General features: G+C 73.9%; 22 protein-coding genes and 2 pseudogenes. 14 read left to right on the top strand and 10 right to left on the bottom strand.

What is annotated here, in order from left to right; translation table 11 throughout:
• The first annotated feature begins 95 nt into the window (after window positions 1-95).
• From RM812_RS12190 to RM812_RS12180, 3 genes are all read left to right on the top strand, one after another.
• Window positions 96-899, top strand: a complete 804-nt coding sequence (locus RM812_RS12190; protein ID WP_311572536.1) for an acyltransferase — start codon at window positions 96-98, stop codon at window positions 897-899.
• 248 nt (window positions 900-1147) lie between these two features.
• Complete coding sequence (locus RM812_RS12185; RefSeq protein WP_311572489.1) at window positions 1148-1720, top strand: helix-turn-helix domain-containing protein; 573 nt, start codon at window positions 1148-1150, stop codon at window positions 1718-1720.
• A gap of 43 nt (window positions 1721-1763) precedes the next feature.
• Window positions 1764-2321: a YbaK/EbsC family protein gene (locus RM812_RS12180; protein WP_311572488.1), complete on the top strand. Its 558-nt coding sequence runs from the start codon at window positions 1764-1766 to the stop codon at window positions 2319-2321.
• Window positions 2322-2325: 4 nt separating this feature from the next.
• On the opposite strand, the pseudogene RM812_RS12175 reads toward RM812_RS12180, so the two are convergent.
• Both RM812_RS12175 and RM812_RS12165 read right to left on the bottom strand, forming a co-directional pair.
• Window positions 2326-2656, bottom strand: a pseudogene (locus RM812_RS12175) (cation transporter dimerization domain-containing protein); the annotation flags it as partial.
• Between the two features lie 195 nt (window positions 2657-2851).
• On the bottom strand, window positions 2852-3259 hold the full coding sequence (locus RM812_RS12165; RefSeq protein ID WP_311572487.1) for a CoA-binding protein: 408 nt from the start codon (window positions 3257-3259) through the stop codon (window positions 2852-2854).
• Between the two features lie 149 nt (window positions 3260-3408).
• Between RM812_RS12165 and RM812_RS12160 the strand changes: the two genes are divergently transcribed.
• Genes RM812_RS12160 through RM812_RS12150 form a run of 3 tightly spaced genes read left to right on the top strand, consistent with a single transcriptional unit; the run spans window position 3409 to window position 4904 of the window.
• Window positions 3409-4113: a hypothetical protein gene (locus RM812_RS12160; protein ID WP_311572486.1), complete on the top strand. Its 705-nt coding sequence runs from the start codon at window positions 3409-3411 to the stop codon at window positions 4111-4113.
• Window positions 4110-4268, top strand: a complete 159-nt coding sequence (locus RM812_RS12155; RefSeq protein ID WP_311572485.1) for a hypothetical protein — start codon at window positions 4110-4112, stop codon at window positions 4266-4268. Before RM812_RS12160 ends, RM812_RS12155 begins: the two co-directional genes overlap by 4 nt.
• A gap of 9 nt (window positions 4269-4277) precedes the next feature.
• Complete coding sequence (locus RM812_RS12150; protein WP_311572484.1) at window positions 4278-4904, top strand: YigZ family protein; 627 nt, start codon at window positions 4278-4280, stop codon at window positions 4902-4904.
• 129 nt (window positions 4905-5033) lie between these two features.
• Here RM812_RS12150 and RM812_RS12145 read toward each other — a convergent pair whose 3' ends face one another.
• Window positions 5034-6473 carry an MFS transporter gene (locus RM812_RS12145; RefSeq protein WP_311572483.1) on the bottom strand — a complete coding sequence of 480 codons (1440 nt, stop codon included), beginning with the start codon at window positions 6471-6473 and terminating at the stop codon, window positions 5034-5036.
• Between the two features lie 454 nt (window positions 6474-6927).
• Here RM812_RS12145 and RM812_RS12140 point away from each other — a divergent pair, with 454 nt between their 5' ends.
• Entirely contained in the window at window positions 6928-8088 is a 1161-nt protein-coding gene (locus RM812_RS12140; protein ID WP_311572482.1) for a CapA family protein, read from the top strand.
• A 34-nt stretch (window positions 8089-8122) separates the two neighbouring features.
• On the opposite strand, the gene RM812_RS12135 is transcribed toward RM812_RS12140, so the two are convergent.
• Window positions 8123-8662 carry a phenolic acid decarboxylase gene (locus RM812_RS12135; RefSeq protein ID WP_311572481.1) on the bottom strand — a complete coding sequence of 180 codons (540 nt, stop codon included), beginning with the start codon at window positions 8660-8662 and terminating at the stop codon, window positions 8123-8125.
• A 138-nt stretch (window positions 8663-8800) separates the two neighbouring features.
• Here RM812_RS12135 and RM812_RS12130 point away from each other — a divergent pair, with 138 nt between their 5' ends.
• From RM812_RS12130 to RM812_RS12120, 3 genes are all read left to right on the top strand, one after another.
• Window positions 8801-9343 (top strand): MarR family winged helix-turn-helix transcriptional regulator, encoded by a 543-nt coding sequence (locus RM812_RS12130; RefSeq protein ID WP_311572480.1) that lies wholly within the window; start codon window positions 8801-8803, stop codon window positions 9341-9343.
• A 426-nt stretch (window positions 9344-9769) separates the two neighbouring features.
• Window positions 9770-10933: an exonuclease SbcCD subunit D gene (locus tag RM812_RS12125; protein WP_311572479.1), complete on the top strand. Its 1164-nt coding sequence runs from the start codon at window positions 9770-9772 to the stop codon at window positions 10931-10933.
• Window positions 10930-13923, top strand: a complete 2994-nt coding sequence (locus RM812_RS12120) for an SMC family ATPase (protein ID WP_311572478.1) — start codon at window positions 10930-10932, stop codon at window positions 13921-13923. Before RM812_RS12125 ends, RM812_RS12120 begins: the two co-directional genes overlap by 4 nt.
• 15 nt (window positions 13924-13938) lie before the next feature.
• Here RM812_RS12120 and RM812_RS12115 read toward each other — a convergent pair whose 3' ends face one another.
• Window positions 13939-14385 carry an Lrp/AsnC family transcriptional regulator gene (locus RM812_RS12115; protein ID WP_311572477.1) on the bottom strand — a complete coding sequence of 149 codons (447 nt, stop codon included), beginning with the start codon at window positions 14383-14385 and terminating at the stop codon, window positions 13939-13941.
• Between the two features lie 122 nt (window positions 14386-14507).
• Here RM812_RS12115 and RM812_RS12110 point away from each other — a divergent pair, with 122 nt between their 5' ends.
• The 3 genes and pseudogenes from RM812_RS12110 to RM812_RS12100 all read left to right on the top strand — a co-directional run bounded on the left by RM812_RS12110 (window position 14508) and on the right by RM812_RS12100 (window position 16440).
• Window positions 14508-14984 (top strand): rhodanese-like domain-containing protein, encoded by a 477-nt coding sequence (locus RM812_RS12110; RefSeq protein WP_311572476.1) that lies wholly within the window; start codon window positions 14508-14510, stop codon window positions 14982-14984.
• Between the two features lie 24 nt (window positions 14985-15008).
• A pseudogene (locus tag RM812_RS12105) lies at window positions 15009-15524 on the top strand (Imm21 family immunity protein); the annotation flags it as partial.
• Window positions 15525-15594: 70 nt separating this feature from the next.
• Entirely contained in the window at window positions 15595-16440 is an 846-nt protein-coding gene (locus RM812_RS12100; protein WP_311572475.1) for an SDR family oxidoreductase, read from the top strand.
• 7 nt (window positions 16441-16447) lie between these two features.
• On the opposite strand, the gene RM812_RS12095 is transcribed toward RM812_RS12100, so the two are convergent.
• Window positions 16448-18136 (bottom strand): DUF885 domain-containing protein, encoded by a 1689-nt coding sequence (locus RM812_RS12095; protein WP_311572474.1) that lies wholly within the window; start codon window positions 18134-18136, stop codon window positions 16448-16450.
• A 78-nt stretch (window positions 18137-18214) separates the two neighbouring features.
• A complete protein-coding gene (locus RM812_RS12090) occupies window positions 18215-18706 on the bottom strand; it encodes an Lrp/AsnC family transcriptional regulator (protein ID WP_311572473.1) in 492 nt (163 codons plus the stop codon).
• Window positions 18707-18766: 60 nt separating this feature from the next.
• On the opposite strand from RM812_RS12090, the gene RM812_RS12085 reads away from it, so the two are divergent.
• Window positions 18767-19990, top strand: a complete 1224-nt coding sequence (locus RM812_RS12085) for a trans-sulfuration enzyme family protein (RefSeq protein WP_311572472.1) — start codon at window positions 18767-18769, stop codon at window positions 19988-19990.
• A 20-nt stretch (window positions 19991-20010) separates the two neighbouring features.
• Here RM812_RS12085 and RM812_RS12080 read toward each other — a convergent pair whose 3' ends face one another.
• The 3 genes from RM812_RS12080 to pdxR all read right to left on the bottom strand — a co-directional run bounded on the left by RM812_RS12080 (window position 20011) and on the right by pdxR (window position 24799).
• On the bottom strand, window positions 20011-21378 hold the full coding sequence (locus RM812_RS12080; protein ID WP_311572471.1) for a GNAT family N-acetyltransferase: 1368 nt from the start codon (window positions 21376-21378) through the stop codon (window positions 20011-20013).
• 185 nt (window positions 21379-21563) lie between these two features.
• Window positions 21564-23150 (bottom strand): alkaline phosphatase D family protein, encoded by a 1587-nt coding sequence (locus tag RM812_RS12075; protein ID WP_311572470.1) that lies wholly within the window; start codon window positions 23148-23150, stop codon window positions 21564-21566.
• Between the two features lie 203 nt (window positions 23151-23353).
• A complete protein-coding gene (gene pdxR / locus RM812_RS12070) occupies window positions 23354-24799 on the bottom strand; it encodes a MocR-like pyridoxine biosynthesis transcription factor PdxR (RefSeq protein WP_311572469.1) in 1446 nt (481 codons plus the stop codon).
• Between the last annotated feature and the right edge of the window lie 131 nt (window positions 24800-24930).

Genomic DNA, 24930 nt, shown 5'->3' with positions numbered 1-24930 from the left:
CTCGGGTGATGTACGGCACCGTACGCCACCCGGTGGGGTGAAGATCACAGGCCTCCGCGGTCATGGCCGCACCGCACGCCGACTACCGTGAGCGGGTGCCGAAGCGCAAGAACACGTTCTCGTCCTGGCGAAGCCGCCTCGCGCAGCGGGCCGTCCACGCGGGCTGGGCCTGGGTGCAGCGCACCGGCTCGGTCACCGCCGCACACCCCGGACGCTTCCGCTTCGGCGCGATGGGCACGGGCACCCGGCTCGCCTTCCCGCTCGGCACGGTCTTCGGCGAGCCCTGGATCCACGTCGGCGACCACTGCATCGTCGGCGAACAGGTCACCCTCACCGCCGGACTCATGCCCGACCTCGACCTCGGACCCGAGCCGATCCTGCGCATCGGCGACGGAGTCGTCCTCGGCCGCGGCAGCCACGTCATCGCGGACACCACGGTCACCATCGGCAGCGACTGCTACTTCGGCCCGTACGTCTACGTCACCTCCACCAATCACTCCTACGACGACCCGCACCAGCCCATCGGCAAGCAGTGGCCCCGGATGGACCCGGTGGAGATCGGTTCCGGCTGCTGGATCGGCACCGGCGCGGTGATCCTGCCCGGAGCACGGATCGGGCGGAACGTGGTGGTGGCCGCCGGTGCCGTGGTCCGGGGCACGGTCCCCGACCACGCCGTGGTGGCCGGCGCGCCGGCCCGTGTCGTACGGCGCTGGACGCCCGCCGAGGGCTGGCAGCCGCCGCTGCGGACCCCGGCCCCGGTGCCGATCCCCGACGGGGTCACGCCGGGGCAGTTGCGGGCGCTGTCCGAGCTGGACGACGATGCGGTGGCCGGGCTCGCCGCACTGGACGACCGGACGGGGCCGGCGGGCAGGCTCGCGGAGCCGGCCGCCGAGGGCTGAGCGTCCGCCGCCTCAGCCCGTGGCCGGCGGCCGCGTACCCGGACAGGGCGCGTGAGCGCGGGTCCGCGCCGGATCGGCACCCGTCGCCGAGGCCGGCGGACTCCGCAGCACGCGGGCGGCAGAGGAGGACAGCGCTGTCACGGCCCGATGCGCGCAGTACAGTTCGGTGGACGTTCAGGTGCAGTAGACGGTGGTTCGGTGAACCCGCACCGCGTCATCCACGACATGGGACAAGCAAGGGACGGAACGTGGCGGACCTCGACCTGCTGACCCGGTCCCTGGCGCGCAACGTCAAACGCCGGCGCGCCGAGCGCGGCTTCACCCTGGACGCGCTCGCCGCACGGGCCGGGGTCAGCCGCGGCATGCTGATCCAGATCGAACAGGCCCGCACCAACCCCAGCATCGGCACCGTCGTCAAGATCGGCGACGCGCTCGGTGTCAGCCTCGCCACCCTGCTCGACCGGGAGCAGGGTCCCGCGGTCCGCGTCGTCCCCGCCGAACAGGCGGTAAGGCTCTGGCACACGGACGCGGGCAGTTTCAGCCGACTGCTCGCCGGGGTGGAGGCGCCCGGCCCGCTGGAGATGTGGGAGTGGCGGCTCATGCCGGGCGAGAGCAGCCCGTCCGACCCGCACCCCACCGGCACGGTGGAACTGGTGCACGTCACGGCCGGGGAACTGACGCTCACCGTCGACGGCGTGACCCACCGCGTCCCGACGGGCGCGAGCGCCTCCTTCGAGGCCGACGCCCCGCACACGTACGGCAACGAGGGCGACGGACCAACGGAGATGATCATGGCGGTCTCGGTGCCGCCCGTCCGCTGAGACGACCGTTCACCGTGCCGCGCGCTGTTGTTAGCGTGCCGCCATGCACGCACCCCTCGGGAACTTCGACAACGCCACCCCCGCCCCGGACTGCCTCGACGCACTGACCCGCCCGGTCGCCGACGCCGTGCGCCACTGGCGCGGCAGCCTCCCCGCCGAGCAGATCGTCTACGTCGACACCGATCCGGAGTGGGCCGACACCGCCACCTTCGTCGAGCACTACGGGCGTGAGCTGCTGGAGCAGTCGGCCAACTGCGTGGTGGTCACCGGCAAGCGGGGCGGCGACACGACGACGGCCGCCTGTGTGGTGCTCTCCACCACCCGGGTCGACGTCAACGGCGTCGTGCGCCGCCACCTCGGCGCCCGGAAGGCGTCGTTCGCCTCGATGGACACCGCCACGAGCGAGACCGGCATGGAGTACGGCGGCATCACCCCGGTCGGCCTGCCCGGCGACTGGCCCGTGCTGGTGGACTCGGCCGTCGTCGACCTGCCGTACGTCCTCGTCGGCAGCGGACGCCGGCGCGGCAAGCTGCTGGTGCCCGGCAAGGCCTTCGCGGAACTGCCCGGGGCGGTGGTCCTGGAGGGGCTCGGCGTCGTCTGACCGCTCACGCCGTGGCGTGAGGGGCCGGCGCCGGCGCCGGGTAGGCGTGGACCAGGGCGGCGGCGCGCCGCGGCACGGCGTGCAGCAGCGCGTGCTCGGCCTCGACGACGATGTGACGGCCCTGACGGACGGTCGGCCTCGCCGTCCACGACCAGGACGACCTCGGCGCGCAGCCGGTGCCCGATCCGGCGCAGCCGCAGCTCACCCGCCCCGCGGACGCCGACCACCTCGCCCAGTACGTGCTTCGCCCGGTCCACCGGCGCCGGAACGACGGCGTCCATCAGCCGCCGGAACACCTCGCGCGCCGCGTTCCGCAGGACCAGGACGATCGCCAGGAGGCAGTAGCGGGCCACCTCGGGGCTGCGCGCCATGTGACCGGCGAGACCGAGCGGAGGCATGCCGAACACGACGCGGTCGCAGGACGGCGGCGCCTCGGCGGGCGACGCCGGCCGGCCGAGGCCGTAGTCGTGGCGGGCGACGCGGGCGCGCCCGGGCGGTGGCGCCGTGCGGGTCACCCCGCGCGCACCGGGTCAGCCGAGCCGCGGTATCTCGATCGCCGGGCAGCGGTCCATCACCATCTCCAGGTCCGCGGCGCGGGTCCGCTCGTACGCCGCCTCGTCGATGACGCCGAGCTGGAACCAGACGGCCCCGGCGCCCTTCGCCACCGCATCTTCGGCGACCGCTCCGGCCAGGTCGCTGTTGACGAAGACGTCGACGACGTCCACGTCGAAGGGGATGTCCGCGAGGGAGGCGTAACCGGGCTCGCCGTGCACCGTCTCCGCCTTGGGGTGCACGGGCACGACGCGCTTGCCGAAGCGCTGCAGCACCTCGGCGACGCCGTACGCCGCGCGCTGCCGATTGGACGACAGGCCGACCACGGCCCAGGTGTCGCCGAGCTCGGTGAGGATCTTGCGGACGGTTGCCTCGTCGCCGTACACCGGCGGCCTCCTTGGACTCCTGGACGACTCGTGTCGCATCTTCCCGGACCGACAACGGACGGCGGCCCGCAGGGATTCCCCGTACGGCGAGGGGCGTGCGGTGAGCGCGCCCCTGTGCACCGTCGCCCCGCCCCGCCTACGCTCACCCCGTGCTGCGCATCATCGACGCCCGGACCGCAGAGCCCGTCCCCGCCGCCCCCGCACGCCGGGGCCCGACCCGTGTCGAGGTGCACGCGCCGGGCCACGACACCACCGGCCTGCGCGTGCTGCTCGTCGCCGACCTGCTGGTCCGAGCCCTGGAGCTCGACGGCACGCCCGCGTGGCCCCTGCTGACCGGCGCGGAGGACCGGGCGCGGCTGAGGGAGGACGCCGCGGCCCTCGGCATCCGGCCCTTCGAGGACGGCCGCGTCGGTGGCGCCGGCCAGGCCGTGCACGTGGTGTGCGAGGGCGGGGCCGCTCCGGACGGTGCAACGGTCGCCGTCGCCCCCGTGACCCCGGCCGAACAGGGCCCCGCCGACCCCGATGCGCTGCGACTCGCCCTGCTGGAGCGTCATCACCACGCGCGCGTGGAGCTCGGCGCGACCGCGTTGGACGAGGCCCGGGACACGCTCGCGCGCTGGCGCCGCGCGGTCGCCGCCTGGGCGCGGCAGCCGTCGCGTCCCGTCCCGGGCGAGGTGCGCGATCGGCTGCGGGCCGCCTGGGAGGACGACCTGGACGCCCCGGGCGTGCTGCGTGTCCTGCGCGACGTGGAGACCGATCCGGGCCTTCCGGACGGGGCCCGGTTCGAGACCTACGCCTACGCCGACCGGTTCCTCGGCCTCGAACTCACCCGCGACCTCGGCTCCCCGGTGTGATCGCGCGCCCGGGGCCCGGTCCGCCGCACCGCCTGGAGGAGCTGATCCTCGCCGCCGGCCGGGACGCGCTGGACGACGCCCTGGACCGGGTCGGGCCGGAGGGCCCCGCCGGCCTGGGTGACCGCGCCGAGGGGCGGATGACGGTGAGCGCATAGGCTGGCCGGATGCAGGACGAGTACCGCACGGTCGCCCGCGCGGGTGTGCACGAGACCGAGATCAACCGCTCCCGTTTCCTGTGCGCCCTCGCCCCGGCGGCCACCGAGCAGGAGGCCCAGGAGTTCATCGCGGGCGTACGCAAGGAGCACGCGGACGCCACCCACAACTGCTGGGCGTACGTCATCGGAGCCGACGCCGCCGTCCAGAAGGCCAGCGACGACGGTGAACCCGGCGGCACCGCCGGCGTCCCGATGCTCCAGATGCTGCTGCGCCGCGACATGCGGTACGTCGTCGCCGTCGTCACCCGTTACTACGGCGGCGTCAAGCTCGGCGCGGGCGGCCTCATCCGCGCCTACGGCGGAGCGGTCGGCGAGGCCCTGGACGACCTCGGCACGCTCACCCGGCGCCGGTTCCGCCTGGCCACGGTGACCGTCGACCACCAGCGCGCCGGCAAGCTCCAGAACGAACTGCGCACCGCGGGACGCGCGGTGCGCGACGTGCGGTACGACGAAGTCGTCACCCTGGAGATCGGCCTGCCGGAGGCCGACGTGGAGGCCTTCCGGTCCTGGCTCGCGGACGCCACCGCCGGGTCGGCCGGGTTCCAGCTGGGCGGGGAGGCGTACGCGGACGCCTGACCGAGCGTGGACGTCCATCATGCTGTCCCGGTCCTCCGCGGTGATGTGCGTGACGGGCTTGTCCGGGTCTCCCTGCCGGTGTCCAGCGTGGTGACGGACGACCTCGTGGCGGAGCGAGGGGCTGCGTGGTCAGCGGTCCGGGCTGTCGGTCCGGTGCCGGATGAGGAGGGTGCCGCCCAGGCCGGCGAGCACGGCGGCGACGATGACGCCGGTACCGAAGCCGTAGCCCGCCAGAGGGTCACCTTGGTTCGCCCGCTGTCCCGCTTCGACGACCGCGGTGACCAGGGCGAGGACGACGGCACCGCCGATCTGCATGAAGGTGTTGAGCAAGGCCCCCGCCAGTCCTTGGTCCCGGTCGGGCACCCGGGCCACCGCGGCCATGTTCAGCGCGGGAAACGTCGCCGCGGTGCCGATCCCGTTGACGACCATGACGGGCAGGACCACCGTGAGGAAGGGGCTGTCGGGGCCGATCCGGAAGAACAGGGCGTAGGACAACGCGAGGAGCAGCATCCCGGCGGCGATCATCCTGTGCACGCCGAACCGGGCGGCGAGCCGTCCCGCGAACGGTGCCAGCGCGCCGTTGGCGAGGCCCAGTGGGACGAAGGCACCGGCGGTCTGCAGCGGTGTCCAGTCCAGCACGTTCTGCAGGTAGAGCGTGGCGAGGAACGCGAACGACGTGTAGGCGCCCCACATGGCGAAGATCGTCAGGTTGGTGCCCGCGGTCGCGCGCCGGGTGAGGAAGGACAGCGGGACCAGGGGCCTGCGCGAGCGGGACTCGACACGGAGGAACAGGACGAGCAGGCCGGCCGCGACGACGAAGAGGACGAGGGTGCGGGCGGAGAGCCAGCCGTGCGACGGAGCCTGCGTGAGGGCGTAGACCAGGAGCACCAGTGCTCCGGTGGCCGTCAGCGCACCCGGGACATCGATCCTCTCGCGGGCGCTGCCCCGGGGGTCCGCCGGGAGCAGGCGCAGCCCTGCGAGCAGTGCCGCCACGGCGATGGGCACGGGGAGCGCGAAGACCAGCCGCCACGACAGCTCGGTCAATACGCCGCCGAGGACCAGCCCTCCGATGAAGCCGCTGGCGCCGGCGGTGGCGTACCACCCGAGAGCACGGCCACGCTGCGGTCCTTCCTGCCAGTTGGTCGTGATCAGGGAGAGGGCCGCCGGGGCCAGGAAGCCCGCGGCGACGCCCTTCACCAGCCGCGCCGCGATCAGCAGGTCACCGGTCGGAGCGAGCGCTCCCAGCACGCTCACCACGCCGAAGACGGCGACCGCGGTCAGGAAGGCGCGTCGTCGGCCGAACAGATCGGCGACCCGGCCCCCCAGCAGGAGAAACCCGCCGTAGCCGAGGGCATAGGCGGACACGACCCACTGCAGGGAGCCCGATGCCATGTCGAGGTCACGCTGGATGGCCGGCAGGGCCACGCCGACGTCGGACAGGTCGATGGCGTCCATGAAATGAGCCGCGCACAACACCAGCAGGGCAGGCGTGCCGGGTGCCGAGGAAACCTCCGCGACGGTCCCGGTTCCGCCGGCGTTGCCGGTGGCGGGTTGGTCGGTCCGCTTCACTGTTCTGCCTTCCTCCAGTGACTTTCGGGCGGGGCAGGGCCCGCGCCGCGACCCGGTGGGGCCCAGATGTCATGCCCGACCGAGTCTGCGCAGGTCAGCGTGGGGGTACCAGGGTGCTCTCCGCCTGGGTGCGGCACACCCAGGTAGTGCGAGCAGCCACCGTCCGGCCATGGAGGCCATGGGCGCCATGGGTGCCGTGGGCACAAGCACCTCGGGGGGCGCAGAGTCGCCGGACTACGCCGCGAGGAGGTCGCCGGGGGTGAAGCCGAAGGGGCCGCCGCAGGCCGGCCTCACCCATCCCGTCGATCAACGAATGGTCGTCTCCTGGTGACGTCCGCCGACGTCCGCTGGGTAGTCGTGCTTCATCGGCCGTTCACAAGTCGTCGCCTGCGGCTGGACGGGCGGCTGCCGCATAGATGAACGCGCACGTGAGCGGGGCCGGGACATGGCAGACGTGAGCACTCGGGCACACGACGACGGGGCCGACGGCCAGAGCACGGGCACTGGCGTGGTGACGTTGTTCCTGTGCGGTGACGTCATGCTCGGGCGCGGTGTCGACCAGATCCTCCCGCATCCCGGCGCTCCGGAGCTACGGGAGGAGTACGTGCGCGACGCGCGGTCCTACGTGGAACTGGCGGAACGGGTCGGCGGCCCGATTCCCGCGCCGGTCGGCTGGGCATGGCCGTGGGGCGAGGCTCTGGACGTGCTGGAGCGGAGCGCCCCGGACGTCCGGATCATGAATCTGGAGACAGCGATCACCGGCGACGGAGAGTTCGCGCACGGCAAGGCGGTGCACTACCGGATGCACCCGGCCAACCTGCCCGCCCTCTTGGTGGCCCGGCCCGATGTCTGCGTGCTGGCCAACAACCACGTCCTGGACTTCGGCCGTCGCGGCCTGGAGGAGACCCTCGACACCTTGGCCCGCTCCGGCCTGCGGGTGGCCGGAGCCGGGCGCGATGCCGCGGCTGCGTACGCGCCGGCCGTGGTTCCCGTGGGGGGCGCCGCCCGCGTTCTGGTGTTCGCCATCGGTATGTCGTCCAGCGGCATCCCACCCAGCTGGGCGGCGACCGCGGAACGGGCCGGGATCGCCTACGTTCCCGAGTCGGTCCCGGCGGCCGAAGCCGTGGTCCGGCGCGTGCAACAGGCCAAACGAGCGGGTGACGTCGCGGTCGTGTCCGTGCACTGGGGCTCCAACTGGGGCTATCACGTGCCGCTGGGCCAGGTCCGGTTCGCGCATGCCCTGGTGGACGGCGGTGTCGACGTCGTCCACGGACACTCCTCGCACCACCCCCGCCCCGTCGAGGTGTACCGGGACCGGCTGATCCTGCACGGCTGCGGCGACTTCATCGACGACTACGAAGGCATCCGGGGGTACGAGGAATACCGTGACGACCTCCGCCTCGCCCACCTCGCCTCTGTGGCGGCCGGTACGGGACGGCTGGCCTCCCTGCGCATGGTGCCCCTGCGGGCCCGGCGGATGCGGCTGGAACACCCGCCGGAGGAGGACTGTGCGTGGCTGAGCGCCACGCTCGCCAGGATCAGCGACGGCGTGGGCGTGGCCCTGGAGCCCACCGGAACACTCGTCCTGTCCCACGGACCGCAGACCGCCCGGTAAGCGCCCCGCGGCCGTGTCAGGGGCGTCGCCGTCGTCAGTCGGTGCGGTCGGCGAACCCCTTGGGCAGATCGTTCGGGCCCACCGCGACGACGCTCTCGTCGTCCTCGCCGACGTACTCGAACAGGGTGATGCGGGCGAATTCCGGGACGACGTAGATCGGGTAGGTGGGGCCGGCGTCCCGGTAGGCGCGCATCTCCTCCAGGTGGTCGTTCTGGTAGAGCACGGTCTTGCTTCCGTCCTGCTCGATCCACTGCGGGAAGAAGATGGTGCCGTGCAGGACGCGCCGGCCGGGCAGCACGTTGACGACGACGCAGGTGCCGGTCGGCTCGGTCCAGGAGACCTTGTAGGTGTCCTCGGCGAGCTGCACCAGGTCGACTTCCTGGTCCTTGACCCAGCGGCCGCCGACCATGCCGCTGTGGATGCGGTAGTCGATGGTCGTGGCGTTCTTCACGTACATCTCGTACTGCCAGCCGTTGGCGTAGGTGTAGATGAACCGGTGCCCGGAGATCGTGGACAGATCCTGCGGTGGGACGGGGTTCTCGACGGTGGTGGGGGTCCCGTGTCCGGTGGCCATGGTGGTGCTCCTTGCTGTGGTGCCGGAGGTGCCGGCCTGTCGCGCACCTCCGACCGGTTCTTCACTTCCCCTCCCGCCGTAAGTTTGCCACAAAATATGTTTGACACAAAAATCTATCCCTCCGGTCACAATGGAGGCATGCCAGGCATACACAGCGGACTCGGTGCGGCGGACACGAACGGGGGCGGTGGACCGCCGGAGCCGGCGGACACGGCTCGGGTGGCTACCGGGTTGGGCGGACTGCTGGGACCCCTGCGGCGCGCCGTGCTGCGCGCCACCCGGAACGCCGACGGGCTTCCGGACCTGCCGGAAGCCCAGATCGAGCTGCTGCGGACCCTGTCCACATCGCCCGAGGGACTGTCCCCCGGCGCGGTGGCCGCCCGGCTGCGGATGGCTCCGTCCACCGTGAGCAACCTCGTCCGCAGCATGTCCGCCGAGCAACTGGTGGAGCGCGTCCGGCCCGCACACGACCAGCGGACCGTGGTCCTCACCGCGTCCCGGGAGGCGCTCGAGCTGCTGGAACGCTACGACCGGGCCAGTACCGCGGCGCTCACCCGGGTCGTCGACGAGCTGCCGGCCGCCGACCGGCTCGCACTCGCCCGGGCGCTGCCCGCACTGGACCGGCTCGTGACCACACTGGAGACCACGGACGACGCCGCAACCGGCGCACCCAGGCCGTGACGCCGTCCGCCCGGCGGAGGACCGCGGCAGACGTGTCGCCGCACACGGGCGAGTCGGCGCGCGTGAATCAGACAGGGGTGGCAGCGGTGAGAGCGCTGCAAGAGCGGGCCGAACAGGAGGTGTTCGGCGTCCGGCTCCATGGCCGGCACCGGGCGTCCGTCCGTCACCTTCGGTAGCGGCACGCCCACCGCGAGCGCCCTTTGCCGGCCGGCCCCGCGGAACGGCTCCGGTGTGCCCCGGGAACATGCCGAGGAAGCGCGGGCGGGAGGGGGTGAGGCGCGCCATCTTCGGCCGCTTCTTCCGAGGTCCGTGGCAGACCAAAGGGCGACAGGCGATAGCGTGATGGGCGGTGGCGGCGAGCCCGTACCGGTTCGTGCTGGTTCATGAGGCGTAATAGGGGTTAAACATGCAGGTCACAGCGGTTTCATGAAATTGCTGCACACGTCCGACTGGCATCTCGGCCGGACGTTCCACCGGGTGAACGTGCTCGGCGCCCAGGCCGGGTTCATCGGCCACCTCGTGGCGACCGTGCGTGAGCACGGCGTCGACGCCGTGGTCGTGTCGGGGGACGTGTACGACCGCGCGGTGCCGCCGCTCGCCGCGGTCGAGCTGTTCGACGACGCCCTGCACCGCCTCGCCGACCTCGGCGTGCCGACGGTGATGATCTCCGGCAACCACGACTCGGCCCGCCGCCTCGGCGTCGGCGCCGGACTCATCGACCGCGCCGGCATCCACCTGCGCACCGACCCGGCCGGGTGCGGAACCCCGGTGGTGCTGGAGGACGCCCACGGAGAGGTTGCCTTCTACGGGCTGCCCTATCTCGAACCCGCCCTGGTGAAGACCGAGTTCGGGGTGGAGAAGGCGGGCCACGAGACCGTGCTGGCCGCCGCCATGGACCGGGTCCGCGCCGACCTCGCCACCCGCGCGCGGGGAACGCGTTCCGTGGTCCTCGCGCACGCCTTCGTCACCGGCGGCGAGCAGAGCGACAGCGAGCGGGACATCACCGTCGGCGGGGTCGCCGCCGTGCCCTCCGGCGTCTTCGACGGCGTCGACTACGTGGCGCTCGGGCATCTGCACGGCTGCCAGACCCTCACCGAGCGCGTCCGCTACTCCGGCTCCCCGCTGCCGTACTCCTTCTCGGAGGCCGCGCACCGCAAGAGCATGTGGCTCGTCGACCTCGACGCCGACGGCTCGGTCACCGCCGAGCGCGTCGACTGCCCGGTGCCGCGCCCGCTGGCCCGGCTGCGGGGCACCCTGGAGGACCTGCTCGCCGACCCCGAGCTGAGCCGGCACGAGGAGGCGTGGGTGGAGGTGACCCTCACCGACCCGGTCCGCCCGGCCGACCCCATGGCCCGGCTCACCGACCGCTTCCCGCACACGCTCAGCCTCGTCTTCGCCCCCGAGCGTGCCCCGGACGACCCGGCCGTCTCCTACGCCCGGCGCGTCGCGGGCCGCAGCGACCAGCAGATAGCGGAGGACTTCGTGACGCACGTGCGCGGCGCCGGTCCCGACGACCACGAACAGATCGTGCTGCGTGACGCCTTCGACGCGGTGCGCGCGGACGAGACCGTGCGAGAGGTGGCCCGGTGAGGCTTCACCGGCTGGTCATCACCGCCTTTGGTCCCTTCGGAGCCGCGCAGAGCGTCGACTTCGACGAGTTGTCGGCGGCCGGACTGTTCCTCCTGCACGGACCGACCGGCGCCGGCAAGACCTCCGTCCTCGACGCCGTCTGCTACGCGCTGTACGGCTCGGTGCCGGGCGCCCGGCAGAGCGGGCAGGGCATGACGCTGCGCAGCGACCACGCGCCCGTCAGCACCCGCACCGAGGTCCGCCTCGAACTCACCGTGGCGGGACGCCGGCTGGAGATCACCCGGCAGCCGCCCTGGGAACGCCCCAAGCTGCGCGGCAAGGGCACGACCGTCGACAAGGCCCAGACCTGGCTGCGCGAGTACGACGCGACGGCCGGTGCCTGGAAGGACCTCAGCCGCTCCCACCAGGAGATCGGCGAGGAGATCACCCAGCTGCTCGGCATGAGCCGCGAGCAGTTCTGCCAGGTCGTGCTGCTGCCCCAGGGCGACTTCGCGCGCTTCCTGCGCGCCGACGCCGAGGCCCGCGGCAAACTGCTCGGCCGGCTCTTCGACACCCGGCGCTTCGCCGAGGCCGAGAAGCGCCTCGCCGAGCGGCGCCGCACGACCGAGGCCCAGGTGCGCGAGGGCGACGCCGCGCTGCTGGCCGACGCCCACCGGATGCAGCAGGCCGCCGGTGACGCCATGGTGCTGCCGGAGCTCGCGCCGGGCGAGCCGGGGCTGGCCGAAGCCGTCCTCGGAGCCGCGGCCGTCGCCCGCAGCACGGCCCGTGAGCTGCTGACCATCGCCGACTGTCGCCTCGCGGCCACCGAGTCCGCCCAGGCCGCCGCCGAACGCGAACTGGCCGAGGCACGGGAACTGGACCGGCTGCAGCGGCGGTTCGCCGAGGCGCGGGAGCGAGCCGGGCGACTGGCCCAGCGGGCCGACGCCCACCGTGCGGCGCAGCACCGCATGGAGCGGGCCCGCAAGGCCGAAGCGGTGGCGCCCGCACTGGAGTTGAGGGACGCCGCCGATACCGAACACCGGCGGGCGGCGGCCTTGGAGGCGCGCGCGCGGGACCTGCTGCCCGACGCCCTCGCGGACGCCGGCGCCGCCGGGCTGGCCGCCGCCGCGCGCCGGGCCGCCGAGGAACTCGGCGGCCTGGCGTCGGCCCGGCGGGCCGAACGGCGCCTCGCCGAACTGGTCGAGGAGCGGGCCGGGCTGGACCGCCAGGAGCGCGCCGACCAGGACGCCCTGCTCGAGGCGGACACCTGGCTCGCCGACTGGGAGGCCACCCGCACCCGGCTGCAGGCCCGCGTCGACTCCGCGCAGGAGGCCGCGACCCGTGCCGAACAGCTCGCCGGACAGCGCGACCCGGCGCAGCGGCGGCTGAGTGCCGCCCGGCAACGGGACCGGTTCGCCATGGACACGCAGGAGGCACAGCGGCAGGCCGTCGCCGCGGCCGAACGCGCCGTCGGGGCCCGCGTCCACTGGCTCGACCTCAAGGAACAGCGGCTGAACGGCATCGCCGCCGAACTCGCCGCGAACCTCACCGACGGCGCACCGTGCGCCGTGTGCGGCGCCACCGAGCACCCCGCCCCCGCCCGCAAGATCGCCGGGCACGTCGACCGAGCGGCGGAGGAGCGCGCCCTCGCCGCCCACCAGGACGCCGACGAGCGGCGCGCCGAAGCGGAACGGCACCTCGCCGCCGTACGGGAGGCACTCTCCGCCGCCACGGCGGAGGCGGGAGAGACGCCCACCGCCCGGCTGGCCGAGGAGGCCGAGGAACTGGAGCGGTCGTACGCCCGGGCCCGATCCGGTGCCTCCGGGCTGCACGCCGCGCAGGAGGAGTTGCGCCGGGCGGAGCAGGAGCGCGAGCGGCGGATCGCCGCTCAGCAGCAGGCAGCCGTCCGGGCCGCCTCCAGGGTCGGCAACCGGGAACGACTGGAGCGCGAACGTGTCGCGCTGGAGGAGGAGTTGACGCGGGCCCGCGGCACCGCGGACAGCGTGGCGGCGCGGGCCGCCCAGCTGGAGCACCGGGCCGCGCTGCTGACGGAGGCCGCCGACGCCGCCCGCGTCGCCGAGGACACCGCCCAGCGGCTCAAGGCCGCCGACGCACGCCTCGCCGACGCCGCCTTCCGCGCCGGCTTCGACACGCCGCGGGACGCGGCCGCCGCGCTGCTCGACGACGCCGCCCACCGCGAACTGCAACGCCGGCTCGACGCATGGGACGTGGAGGAGTCCGCCGTCCGCGCGGTCCTCACCGAGGCCGACACCGCCGCCGCGGCCCAGCGGCCACCCGCCGACCTGGCCACGGCGGAACACACCGCCGCCGACGTGGGCCGCCGGCTGCGCGACGCCTCCTCGGTGCGGGACGCCGCCGCCCGGCGCTGCGCCGAACTCGACCGGCTGTCCGCACACGCCACCACCGCCGTACGGCGGCTCGCCCCGCTGCGCGAGGAGCACGACCGCGTCGCCCGCCTCGCCTCCCTCACCGCGGGCACCTCGGCGGACAACGAACGCAAGATGCGCCTGGAGTCGTACGTGCTCGCGGCCCGCCTCGAACAGGTCGCCGCCGCCGCGACCGCGCGGCTGCAGCGCATGTCCTCCGGCCGCTACACCCTCGTCCACTCCGACGACCGCACCGGACGCGGGCGCAGTGGCCTCGGGCTGCACGTGGTCGACGCCTGGACCGGCCGCGAGCGCGACACGGCGACGCTGTCCGGCGGTGAGACGTTCTTCGCCTCGCTCGCCCTCGCACTCGGCCTCGCCGACGTCGTCACGGACGAGGCCGGCGGCGTCCGCCTGGACACCCTCTTCATCGACGAGGGCTTCGGCAGCCTCGACGACCAGACCCTCGACGAGGTCCTCGACGTCCTCGACTCGCTGCGCGAACGGGACCGCAGCGTCGGCATCGTCAGCCACGTCGCCGACCTGAGGCGGAGGATCCACGCCCAACTGGAGGTGGTGAAGGGACGGACGGGCTCGGTGCTGCGGCAGCGGGGCGCCGGCTGAGAGGCCCCGGCGGCCTCAGCGGCTCAGGGGCCGGCGGGGGAGCGGCGAGGAGTAGACGACGCTCGTCGTGACCGAGCCCAGCGTGCCGATCCGGCCCGACACCTCCTCCAGATGCCGCATCGAACGCGCCGCGACCTTGATGACGAAGCAGTCGTCCCCCGTCACGTGGTGCGCCTCGAGGATCTCGGGCGTGACCGCGACCAGGTCGTGGAACGGCTTGTAGTTGCCCGTCGGATGGCGCAGCCGGACGAAGGCCAGGATCGGCAGCCCCAGCCGGTCCGGTTCGACGACCGCCGCGTACCCCTGGATCACCCCCGCCTCCTCCAGTCGGCGCACCCGCTCGGTCACCGCGCTCGCGGACATGGAGACGGCACGGGCCAGCTCGGCGAAGCTGGCCCGCCCGTCCCGCTGGAGGACATCGAGGATGCGCCAGTCGGTGGCGTCCGGGGAATGCGTGGTCATCCAGGATGGATAGCAGGCAATCCCCGGCGGAACAAGGTCGTGACCGCGGAATCTCCCTTCAGGGGAGGTGCCCGCGGACCGTAGATTTCTGGCTAGAAGATCCACCGAGGAAAGGCCGGACCATGAGCGTCACCACCACGAACCCCGTTCTGCGCGTCGCCCCCGCGGACCCCGCCGAAGCCGCTGCGTACTTCCGGGCGAGCCTCGCCTTCCACGCGGACGTCTCCGACGTCGCGGCCGCGCTCGCGGCCGACGGCGACCCCGGGTTCGTCCTCGTGGACACCCGCTCCACCGAGTCCTGGGACCAGGGCCACGTCCCCGGCGCCGTCCACCTGCCCACCGCGCTCGTCCCCGAACAGGCCGGCCGCCTCCTCGACCCGGCCGTGCCCGTCGTGACGTACTGCTGGGGCCCCGGCTGCAACGGCGCGACCCGGGCGGCCCTGGCCTTGGCCGAACTCGGCTACCGCGTCAAGGAGATGCTCGGCGGCTTCGAGTACTGGGTGCGCGAGGGCTTCGCGTACGAGACCTGGCAGGGCGGCGAACGCCGCGCCGCCGACCCCCTGACCGCCCCGCTGGACGCGGCCGACTGCGGCTGCTGAGGCGCGTGCGGGTTCCGCCGCAGGGTGCGACACGCGGAGCCGGGCGCGGTGGAACGGGCGGAGTCGGGCGGCGGACCGCTCACAGCGGTTCCGGAGACGGTCCTGCCGTTGTGGACCGGCCCGACGGCGAGGAGACGGCCTCCGGCCACGACCGGGGCTGTGAGGCCGACGGCCATGTCGGTCTCCTCCCGGTCGGCGACTCCACGGCCCTGATGCTCGGCGACGAACCCGTCTCCACCGCCTGCCTGTCCGGCCAGGGCACCTTTGTCCGCCCGTGGGCCGCGGACTCGCGGGTGAGGTGTTCGCGGGTGTCCCGGCGGCCCCCGACACGGCCGAGTGGCAGCGCGCGCTGTCCGGGCAGGTGCCCGGCCCCGTGCCGGTGTTCGACGTCGCCCGGCCCGGCTCCGCTCGCGACCGGGACGGGCCACGTGCGGGTCGCCCTCGATCCCGGTCGGTGCACGGTGCACGGTGCACGGTGCGCGCGGCCGAGGCTCGCCTGGGCCCGCGGCCTGGCTGAACGCCGTACGACTGCGGCGGCTCACGGGCCACCGGACCGGCCACCGGGTTAATCGGGTGCGTCGCGGCCGCCGGCCGCCCATCATGGCTGCCCATGCCACGACTTCCGCACCCCGCCCCCGAAGACCTGCGCCGCGACCCCCTGCCCCTGCGCGGCCGGACCGCCCTCGTCACCGGAGCCAGCCGGCGCGGCGGCATCGGCCACGCCGTGGCCCGACGGCTCGCCGCCTACGGGGCGAGCGTCCACCTGCACCACCACGTCCCGCACGACGCCGCCATGCCGTGGGGTGCCGACCGGATCGAGGACGTGGTCGCCTCCGTGCGGGCGGCGCTCGGCGACCCGGACGCCACCGTGACGGCGGGCCCCAAAGACCTCGCCGACCCGGCCGCACCCGGTGAACTCGTCGCCACCGCCCGCGAAGCGCTGGGCGGGCGACTGGACATCCTGGTCGCCAACCACGCCCTCAACGGCTTTGACGGCACCCTCGACACGATCGACGCCGCCATGCTCGACGCGCACTGGCAGGTCGACACCCGCTCGGTCCTGCTGCTCGTCCAGGCGTACGCCCGGCTGCGCGCCGCGCTGCCGCCCCGCACACCCGGCGGACGCGTCGTGCTGATGACCTCCGGCCAGGACATCGCGGGCGGCATGCCCGGCGAGATCGCCTACGCGCTGCAGAAGGGCGCGCTCGCCTCCGTCACGCGCTCCCTGTCGACGACGCTCGCCGAGCACGCCGTCACCGTGAACGCGGTCAACCCCGGCCCCGTGGACACCGGTTACCTGACCGGCGACGCCTACGAGGCCGTCGCCGCGTGCTTCCCCGGCGGACGGTGGGGCATGCCCGACGACCCGGCCCGGCTCATCGCCTGGCTCGCCACGGACGAGGCCGAGTGGGTCACCGGTCAGGTCGTCGACTCGGAGGGCGGCTTCAGGAGGTGACCCGGACTCAGAGCCGGGACAGCTCGTCCACCAGGTCGTCCAGGCCCAGCGAGCCCTGGGAGAGGGCCGCCATGTGCCAGGCCTTCGGGTCGAAGGCGTCACCGTGCCGCGCGCGGGCGTTCTCCCGGCCCAGCAGCCATGCCCGCTCGCCGAGCTTGTAGCCGATCGCCTGGCCCGGGATCGTCAGGTACCGGGTCAGCTCGCTCTCCACGAAGTCCGCCGGGCGGCTGCTGTGGGCGCCGAAGAACTCCTGCGCCAGCTCCGGCGTCCAGCGCTCACCGGGGTGGAACGGGGAGTCCGCGGGGATCTCCAGCTCCAGGTGCATGCCGATGTCCACGATGACCCGGACGGCACGCATCATCTGCGCGTCCAGGTAGCCGAGCCGCTGCTCCGCGTCCGTGAGGAAGCCCAGCTCGTCCATCAGCCGCTCCGCGTACAGCGCCCAGCCCTCGGCGTTGGCGCTGACCATGCCGACCGAGGCCTGGTAGCGGGAGAGGTCCTGAGCGACGTGCGCCCACTGGGCGAGCTGGAGGTGGTGGCCCGGGACACCCTCGTGGTACCAGGTGGAGACCAGGTCGTAGACCGGGAAGCGGGTGAGTCCCATCGTCGGCAGCCAGGTGCGGCCGGGGCGTGAGAAGTCCTCCGACGGGGGCGTGTAGTAGGGGGCCGCCGCGCTGCCGGGCGGGGCGATCCGCGACTCCACCTTCCGCACCCGCTCGGCGAGTTCGAAGTGCGTGCCGTCCAGCGCGTCGATCGCCTGGTCCATCAGGCCCTGCAGCCAGTCGCGGACCTCGTCGACGCCCTCGATGTGCTTGCCGTGCTCGTCCAGGTGCGCCAGCGCCACCCAGGGCGTCTCGGCACCCGGCAGGATCTTCTCCGCCTCCTGCTTCATCTCGCCGAGCAGCCGGTGGTACTCCGCCCAGCCGTACGCGTACGCCTCGTCCAGGTCCAGATCCGTGCCGTTGTAGTAGCGCGACCAGCGGGCGTAGCGCTCCCGGCCCACCGTGTTCGGGGCGCCCTCGATCGTCGGCGCGTACACGTCGCGCAACCACTCCCGCAGCTCCGCCACGGCCGTGGTCGCGCCCCGGGCCGCCTCGTCCAGTTCGGCGCGCAGCGCGTCGGGGCCACCCGACGCGAAGTCCTCGAACCAGCCGCGGCCCTCACCCGTGTCCGCCCACTCGCCGAGTTGTTCGACGAAGGTGGCGGTCGGCCGCGGAGCCGCGTACACCTTCCGGTCCAGACCGAGGGCCAGGGACTGGCGGTAGCCCGCGAGCGCGGCCGGTACCGCGCGCAGCCGCTCGGCGATCCTGGACCAGTCCTCGTCCGTCCGTGCCGGCGTCACCGTGAAGACCTCGCGCACCGAGTGCGCGGCGGTGCCCATGTTGCCGACCGAGCGCAGGCCCTCCGCCGCCTCGTGCACCGCGAGTTCGGCGGTGAGCCGCTCGCGCAGCAGCCGGGCGCAGCGCCGCTCCACGTCGCTGTCCCCGCCGGGCCTGCGCTCCGCCTCGTCGAGCCGGGCGAGCGTGGCCCGCGCCAGCTCCGCGAGGGCCTCCTGACCCGCGGGTGAGAAGTCGGGCAGGCGGCTGGAACTCTCGGCCACGCCGAGGTACGTACCCGTGACCGGGTCGAGGGCGATGAGCTCGTCGACGTAGGCGTCGGCGACCTCGCGGGGCAGCGGGCTCTTGGTCTCTGACATGCGGACATCCTCGTACGGATACCGGTGCCGCGTCAGCCCGGTCGGCGCCGCCCGGTACCGCGTGCGGCCGGATTTCGCTCAGGGCGTGGCCTCGGGTGCCGCGGGCGGGAGCAGGGGCCCGCACTCCCACTGCTGGAAGATCAGCCGTGTCTCGACGCGCGCCACCTCCCGCCGGGACGTGAACTCGTCCAGGACCAGCCGCTGCAGATCCGTCATGTCCGCGACCGCGACATGGACGAGGTAGTCGTCCGGGCCGGTGAGATGGAAGACGGTGCGCGACTCGGCGAGCGCCCGGATCCGCTCCACGAACGGGCCGACCAACTCCCGCCGGTGCGGGCGCACCTGGACCGACAGCAGCGCCTGCAGGCCGCGCCCCAGCTTCGCCGGGTCCAGTTCGAGCCGATGGCCGAGGATCACCCCGGCACGTCGCAGCCGGGTCACCCGGTCCAGGCAGGTCGAGGGGGCGACGCCGACCTGGGCGGCGAGATCGCGGTAGGTGGTCCGGGCGTCGTTCTGCAGCAGCCGCAGCAGATGAAGATCCACCGGATCCAGTACGACAGATGCGGCCATGGGCCGAACGTAACACGGGCCGCGGCCCCGGCGACCCGGTCGGTGTTCACCCTTCGGTCCATGGAACCCGCGCGCACGCCCACGTCACCGTCCGACGACGTACGCACCACCGCACCCACGGGCAGGGCACTGGCCACCGAGGCCGTGCACGCCGGCCGCGACGACCTCGCCGGCCTGGGACTGCACGCCCCGCCCATCGACCTGTCCACGACCTACCCGTCGTACGACAGCCGCGGCGAGGCCGCCCGCATCGACGCGTTCGCCACCACCGGCGCCGACCCGCAGGGCCCGCCGGTCTACGGCCGCCTCGGCAATCCGACCGTCGCCCGCTTCGAGACGGCGCTGGCCCGCCTGGAGGGCACCGAGGCCGCCGTCGCCTTCGCCAGCGGCATGGCCGCACTCAGCGCCGTCCTGCTGGTCCGCGGTTCGGTGGGGCTGCGGCACGTGGTCGCCGTACGGCCCCTGTACGGCTGCAGCGACCATCTGCTGACCGCGGGGCTGCTCGGCTCGGAGGTCACCTGGACCGACCCGGCGGGGATCGCCGACGCGCTGCGCCCGGACACCGGCCTGGTGCTCGTGGAGTCACCGGCCAATCCCACGCTGGCCGAGGTGGACCTGCGGGCCGTCGCCCACGCCTGCGGGTCGGTGCCGCTGCTGGTGGACAACACCTTCGCCACGCCCGTCCTCCAGCGTCCCGCCGGGCAGGGCGCCCGGCTGGTGCTGCACAGCGCCACCAAGTACCTCGGCGGGCACGGGGACGTGCTGGCCGGTGTGGTGGCCTGCGACGAGGAGTTCGCGGGGCGGCTGCGGCAGGTCCGGTTCGCCACGGGCGGCGTGCTGCACCCACTGGCCGGCTATCTCCTGCTGCGCGGGCTGTCGACCCTGCCCGTGCGGGTACGGGCCGCCTCCGCGAACGCCGCTGCACTCGCCGAGCGGCTCGCCGCCGATCCGCGCGTGGCCCGCGTCCACTATCCGCGCATCGGCGGCGCGATGGTCTCCTTCGAGGTCCGCGGCGACCCGCACGAGGTCATAGGCCGCGTCCGTCTGATCACCCCGGCCGTGAGCCTCGGCAGCGTCGACACGCTCATCCAGCACCCGGCGTCCATCAGCCACCGCATCGTGGACGCCGACGACCGCAAGGGCGCCGGCGTCGGCGACCGGCTGCTGCGGCTGTCGGTCGGCCTGGAGGACGTCGACGACCTGTGGGCCGACCTGGACCGGGCGCTGGGGGAGCGGGCGGCCGAGGCGATCCCGCCGCGGGAGGCGCTGTCGCGGGCCGACTGACCGCGACACCGCCCGCCCGCTCACTCCGTGCCGATCCGCTCCCCGTGTGTCAGCCGCGCCGCGGCCCGGGCCGCGGCGTCCAGGCGGGCCGTGATGACCAGGGTCCCCTCCTCGATCTGGTAGTCGAGGGGGAGGCCCAGGCCGCGCATCGCGGCGACCATGCCGGTGTTGGAGGCCTGCGTCACCGCGTACACGCTCTCGCACCCCGTCTCCGCCGCCATCGCGACGAGGCGGCCGAGGAGTTCGCCGCCGATGCCGCGACGCTGCCACGCGTCCTCGACGAGCAGCGCCACCTCCGTCTCGTCCCCGTCCCACATCAGATGACCCAGGCCGACGATCCGCCCGGAGGCGCTCTGCACGGCGAGGGTGCGGCCGAAGCGTGGGCTGAGCAGGTGGTTCAGATACCGGTCGGCGTCCTTGACCGGTCCGTGGTACCGCAGGGCGAGCGTCTGCGCCGAGCACCGCTCGTGCATCGCCTTCGCCGCCGGAACGTCACGGGTGTCGGCCCTGCGGACCGTGATGTCGCTCCCCTCGGGCAGCGTCAGCACGTCCTGGCCGCGGGGGACGCGGGGGCCGAGCCGGGCGTCCAGCTCGACCAGCGCCCGCGCCCTGGCGAACTCGGCCGGGGTGAAGGGCAGATACGGCCGCTCCACGCTGATCACTCCGCCCTCCGGCGCGCGCAGCCGCAGCACGGTGTCCTCCAGGGCGCCCTCCGGCGGCACGTCGTCCGTCGTACGTCCTCGGACCGCCGCGGGCAGTGACCGGATGGTGCACCGGCCCAGCAACTGCCGCAGCACCAGCGGAAGTTCCGCCGGGTCCAGGGCGGTCCGGGTCGCCAGCCCCAGTGCCCGGGTCGGCGCGTCCACCAGATCGTGGGCGTCCGCCCGCTCGGTCCAGGTGTCGGCGCCGCCCGCCGTCGACACCACGTCGGCCAGTTCGGACCCGGTCAGCTCACCCGGGGCGCGGAGCAGGAACTCGTCCACCGTGCCCTCGGCGAGCGGGTGCGTCTGCAGGCTCAGGATGTCGACCCGCCGGTCGGCGAGGGCCGCGCACAGCACGGCCAGCGATCCCGGAGCGTCCCGCACCGTCGTCCGCATCCGCCACAGCGCGCTGTCCCCGGCGTCGGTGCCGGCCGTGGACCCGGCCCCGGCTTCCGCCGCCGTCCCCGGCACTGGCCCGTCGTTCCGGTCGGACGGCCCGGCCCGCTCCCCGGTGGTCGGCGGCCGGGCGCCGGTATCGTCCGCCGGTGGGGCGTGTCCGTGGCGCCGTGACCACCGGGTGTGGAAGCCCGCCGTGGCGATCAGGGCGGCCACCGGGGCCAGCAGCATGGCGGGCACCGCGGGGCCGTGCTCGACGAGGCGCGCCACGGCATCCGTCACATCAGACATGTCTCGACTCATGCGGCCACTGTGAAGGAACGGTGTTGCGTGGTCGCGAACGCTCTGTGACCGATGGGTAAAGAAGGCTTCTGGGACATTTGTTGCTCTTTTTACCAGTGAGGAGGCAGCCGACCGGAGGAGCCGCGCACCGGGGGATGACGCCGGTGCGCGGCCACACCCGACAGGTTACTGAACTACTGGCCGACCCGGCCCGGCCGGAGCACCTTCGTGAAGAGCACCGTGCCGTCCTGCTCCCGCAGCCGCACCGTCATCTCGGCGCTGTCGCCGTCGATCTCGACCTCGCCGAAGAACTGGTAACCCCCCGCGGGAGAGACGTTCGAGGCGGTCGGCGCCTTCACGAACACCCGCTCCGGGCCGAAGGTGCCGTCGAGGGCGCTGGCCGGGAACGCGCCCGCGTTGAGCGGCCCGGAGACGAACTCCCAGAACGGCTCGAAATCGGTGAACGCCGCGCGGGCGGGCTGGTAGTGCTGTGCCGAGGTGTGGTGCACGTCGGCCGTCAGCCACACCGTGCCGGTGATCCGCCGGTGCTTGACGAAGCGCAGCAGCTCGGCGATCTGCAGCTCGCGGCCCAGCGGTGCCCCGGGATCACCCTGCGCCACCGCCTCGACGTTCGCCCTCCCCTCGGTGGTGTCGGGCACGACCAGCCCGATGGGCATGTCGGCGGCGATCACCTTCCACACCGCGCGCGAGCGCGACAACTCCCTCTTGAGCCACTCCAGTTGCTCACGGCCCAGGATGCCCTGCGGGTCCACGGTCTGGTCGCCGGGCGAGTTGGCGTCGCGGTATGTCCGCATGTCCAGCACGAACACGTCCAGCAGCGGGCCCTGGTGGAGGACCCGGTGCACGCGCCCCTCCCGCGCGCCGGGGCGCAGCGTGGAGATCGGGAAGTACTCGCCGAACGCCCGCCGCGCCCGGGCGGCCAGTACGTCCACGCTCTTCTCGGTGTAGCGGCTGTCGGTCTCCGCGATCACCTGGCCCGGGTACCAGTTGTTGCGCACCTCGTGGTCGTCCCACTGGACGACCGACGGGACCTGGGCGTTGAAGCGGCGCAGGTTCTCGTCGAGCAGGTTGTAGCGGAAGTTGCCGCGGAACTCGGCCAGGGTCTCGGCGACCTTGGACTTCTCCTCGGTGGTGATGTTCCGCCACGTGCTGCCGTCGGGCAGGGCGGCCGTCGACGGGATGGGGCCGTCGGCGTAGATGTTGTCGCCGCTGCACAGGAAGAAGTCCGGGTCCAGCGCGCCCATCGCGTCGTAGATGCGGTAGCCGCCGAGGTCGGGGTTGATGCCCCAGCCCTGGCCCGCCAGGTCGCCGGACCACACGAACCGCACGCCGTCGCGCCGGCGGACCGGCACCGTGCGGAAGGTGCCGGGCACCGGTTCGCCGGTGCGGCGCGGATCGTCCGGGTCGGCGAGGAGGACGCGGTAGTGGATCTGCTCGCCCGGGGGCAGGCCGCGCAGCCGGGTGGTGCCGGTGAAGTCCGTGTCCCGGCCGAGCAAGGGGCCGTGCCAGCGGCGCGGGTTGCGGAACGACTCGGTCGCGGACGTCTCGACGATCATCCGGGCCGGCCGGTCGGAGCGCACCCACACCAGACCCGAGTGGGAGGTCACGTCTCCCGTCTGCACGCCCCAGCCCGCTCCCGGCCGCCCGGAGCGGGCGAACGCCGGCGCCGCCCCGAGGGCCGTGGGCATGGTCAGGGCCGCCGACGCGGCGAGGGAGCCGCGCAGCACGCTGCGGCGACCGGGCAACGGATGGTGTGACATGGATGCGCCTCCAGGGACGGGATCCGGCCAGTGGTGCGGCCGGTGTGCAGAGCCAGACCTACTGGCGCGGCGCGGCGGCCACGGAAACACCCGGTGAACAACGGGACGCCCGCGCCCGGGCCACACGTGGTGTGCGGTGGCGAAGCCACGTCCGCCGCCGCCGACAACCGGACGCCCGCGCACGGGGCACCTCACCCGCCCGGTCACACGGCCCGTGCCATCAGCTCCACCCCCGACCGGATCCGCCCCGGCGTCAGGTGCGCGTACCCCAGCACCAGCCGCACCTCCTTCCCCGCCTCCTCGCCGCCCACCGCGTGCCCGTACTCCGCCAGCGAACGCACCGCGACCCCGGCCTCCGCCACGCGCGCCAGGAAGCGCCCCTGGGGGCCGTACCGCTCGGGAAGCGCGGCGATGGCGTGCAGGCCGGCGGCGATGCCGGAGACCTCCGCGCCGGGAAAGTGTTCCTCGAGCGCGGCGACCAGCGCGTCGCGCCGCTCACGGTAGGCGCGCTGGCAGACGCGCAACTGGCGGTCGTAGTCGCCGCGCTCCACGAACCGGGCGAAGAGGGCCTGGTCGAGGGCCGGATGCCCGAGGTCCATGGTGCGTTTGCGCTCGACGACGTCGTCCGCCAGCCACTCCGGTACCAGCAGCCAGCCCAGTCGCAGCCCCGGGGCGAGGGACTTGCTGACCGAACCCGTGTAGGCGACGTGTTCCGGATCGAGCCCCTGGAGCGCGCCCACGGGAGCGCGGTCGTAGCGGAAGTCGCCGTCGTAGTCGTCCTCGAGGAGGAGACCGTCCACGGACCGCGCCCAGTCCAGCAGTTCGGCGCGCCGCCGCGCGGAGTAGGCGATCCCCGTCGGGAACTGGTGCGCGGGCGTCGTCACGACGGCCCGTACCCCCGAGGCGCGCAGCGGGCCGACGGCGAGTCCCTCGGCGTCCAGGGGCAGCGGCACGGTGCTGACGCCCGCCGACGCGTACAGGGCCTCGTGCTGCGGACTGCCGGGGTCCTCCACGCCGACGCGGCGTGTCCCGCGCGCGTGGAGGACGCTTCCGAGCAGCGCCGACGCCTGCGCCACCCCGGAGACCACCACGATCCGCTCCGGGTCCGCCGCCACACCGCGGCGCCGTGCGAGCAGCTCGGCCAGCGCGGTCCGCAGCCGGGGCAGTCCACGCGGGTCGGGATAGCCGAGGCCCTCGTGGGGCAGCTCCGTCAGCACGCCCCGCTGCGCCGCCGCCCACGCCGCACGCGGGAAGAGCGACAGGTCCGGCGTCCCCGGCACGAAGTCGGCCCGGGCGCCCGGGGAGCGCGGGGCGAGGTCACGCGCGCGTGGGCGGGCCGCCCGTACCGCGTCGCCCACCCAGGTCCCCGCGCCCAGCCCGCTGCGCAGGTATCCCTCGGCGGTCAACTGCTCGTACGCATCCGTCACCAGCCCACGCGACACCCCGAGGTCGGCGGCGAGGTCCCGGCTCGACGGCAGGCGCGTGCCCGGCGTCAGCCTGCCCGAGCGGACCGCCTCCCGCAGCGCCGCCTGGAGGGCGCGGCCACGTGCGCGTGCCGGTGCGGAGGCGGCGGGCAGCAGCAGTTCCCACGCGGCACTGCGGTCGGTGGAGCCCGGCGGGCCGCCCGCACCGGTCGGCACGGATGTCATGAAGGCGCCCCCCGAGCGTCGCGTCTGCCCAATCGTCCCCACTTTACGGCGGGTTGGAGGGGGCCGGGCGTCAGTGGGAGTGGCGGACGCCGCGGCCCGGGGTTCCACGGAGGACCCGTGCGCCCTGGAGC

Source organism: Streptomyces lancefieldiae (assembly GCF_031845825.1).
Lineage (GTDB): Bacteria > Actinomycetota > Actinomycetes > Streptomycetales > Streptomycetaceae > Streptomyces > Streptomyces lancefieldiae.
This window is presented reverse-complemented; position numbering and strand designations above follow the sequence as displayed.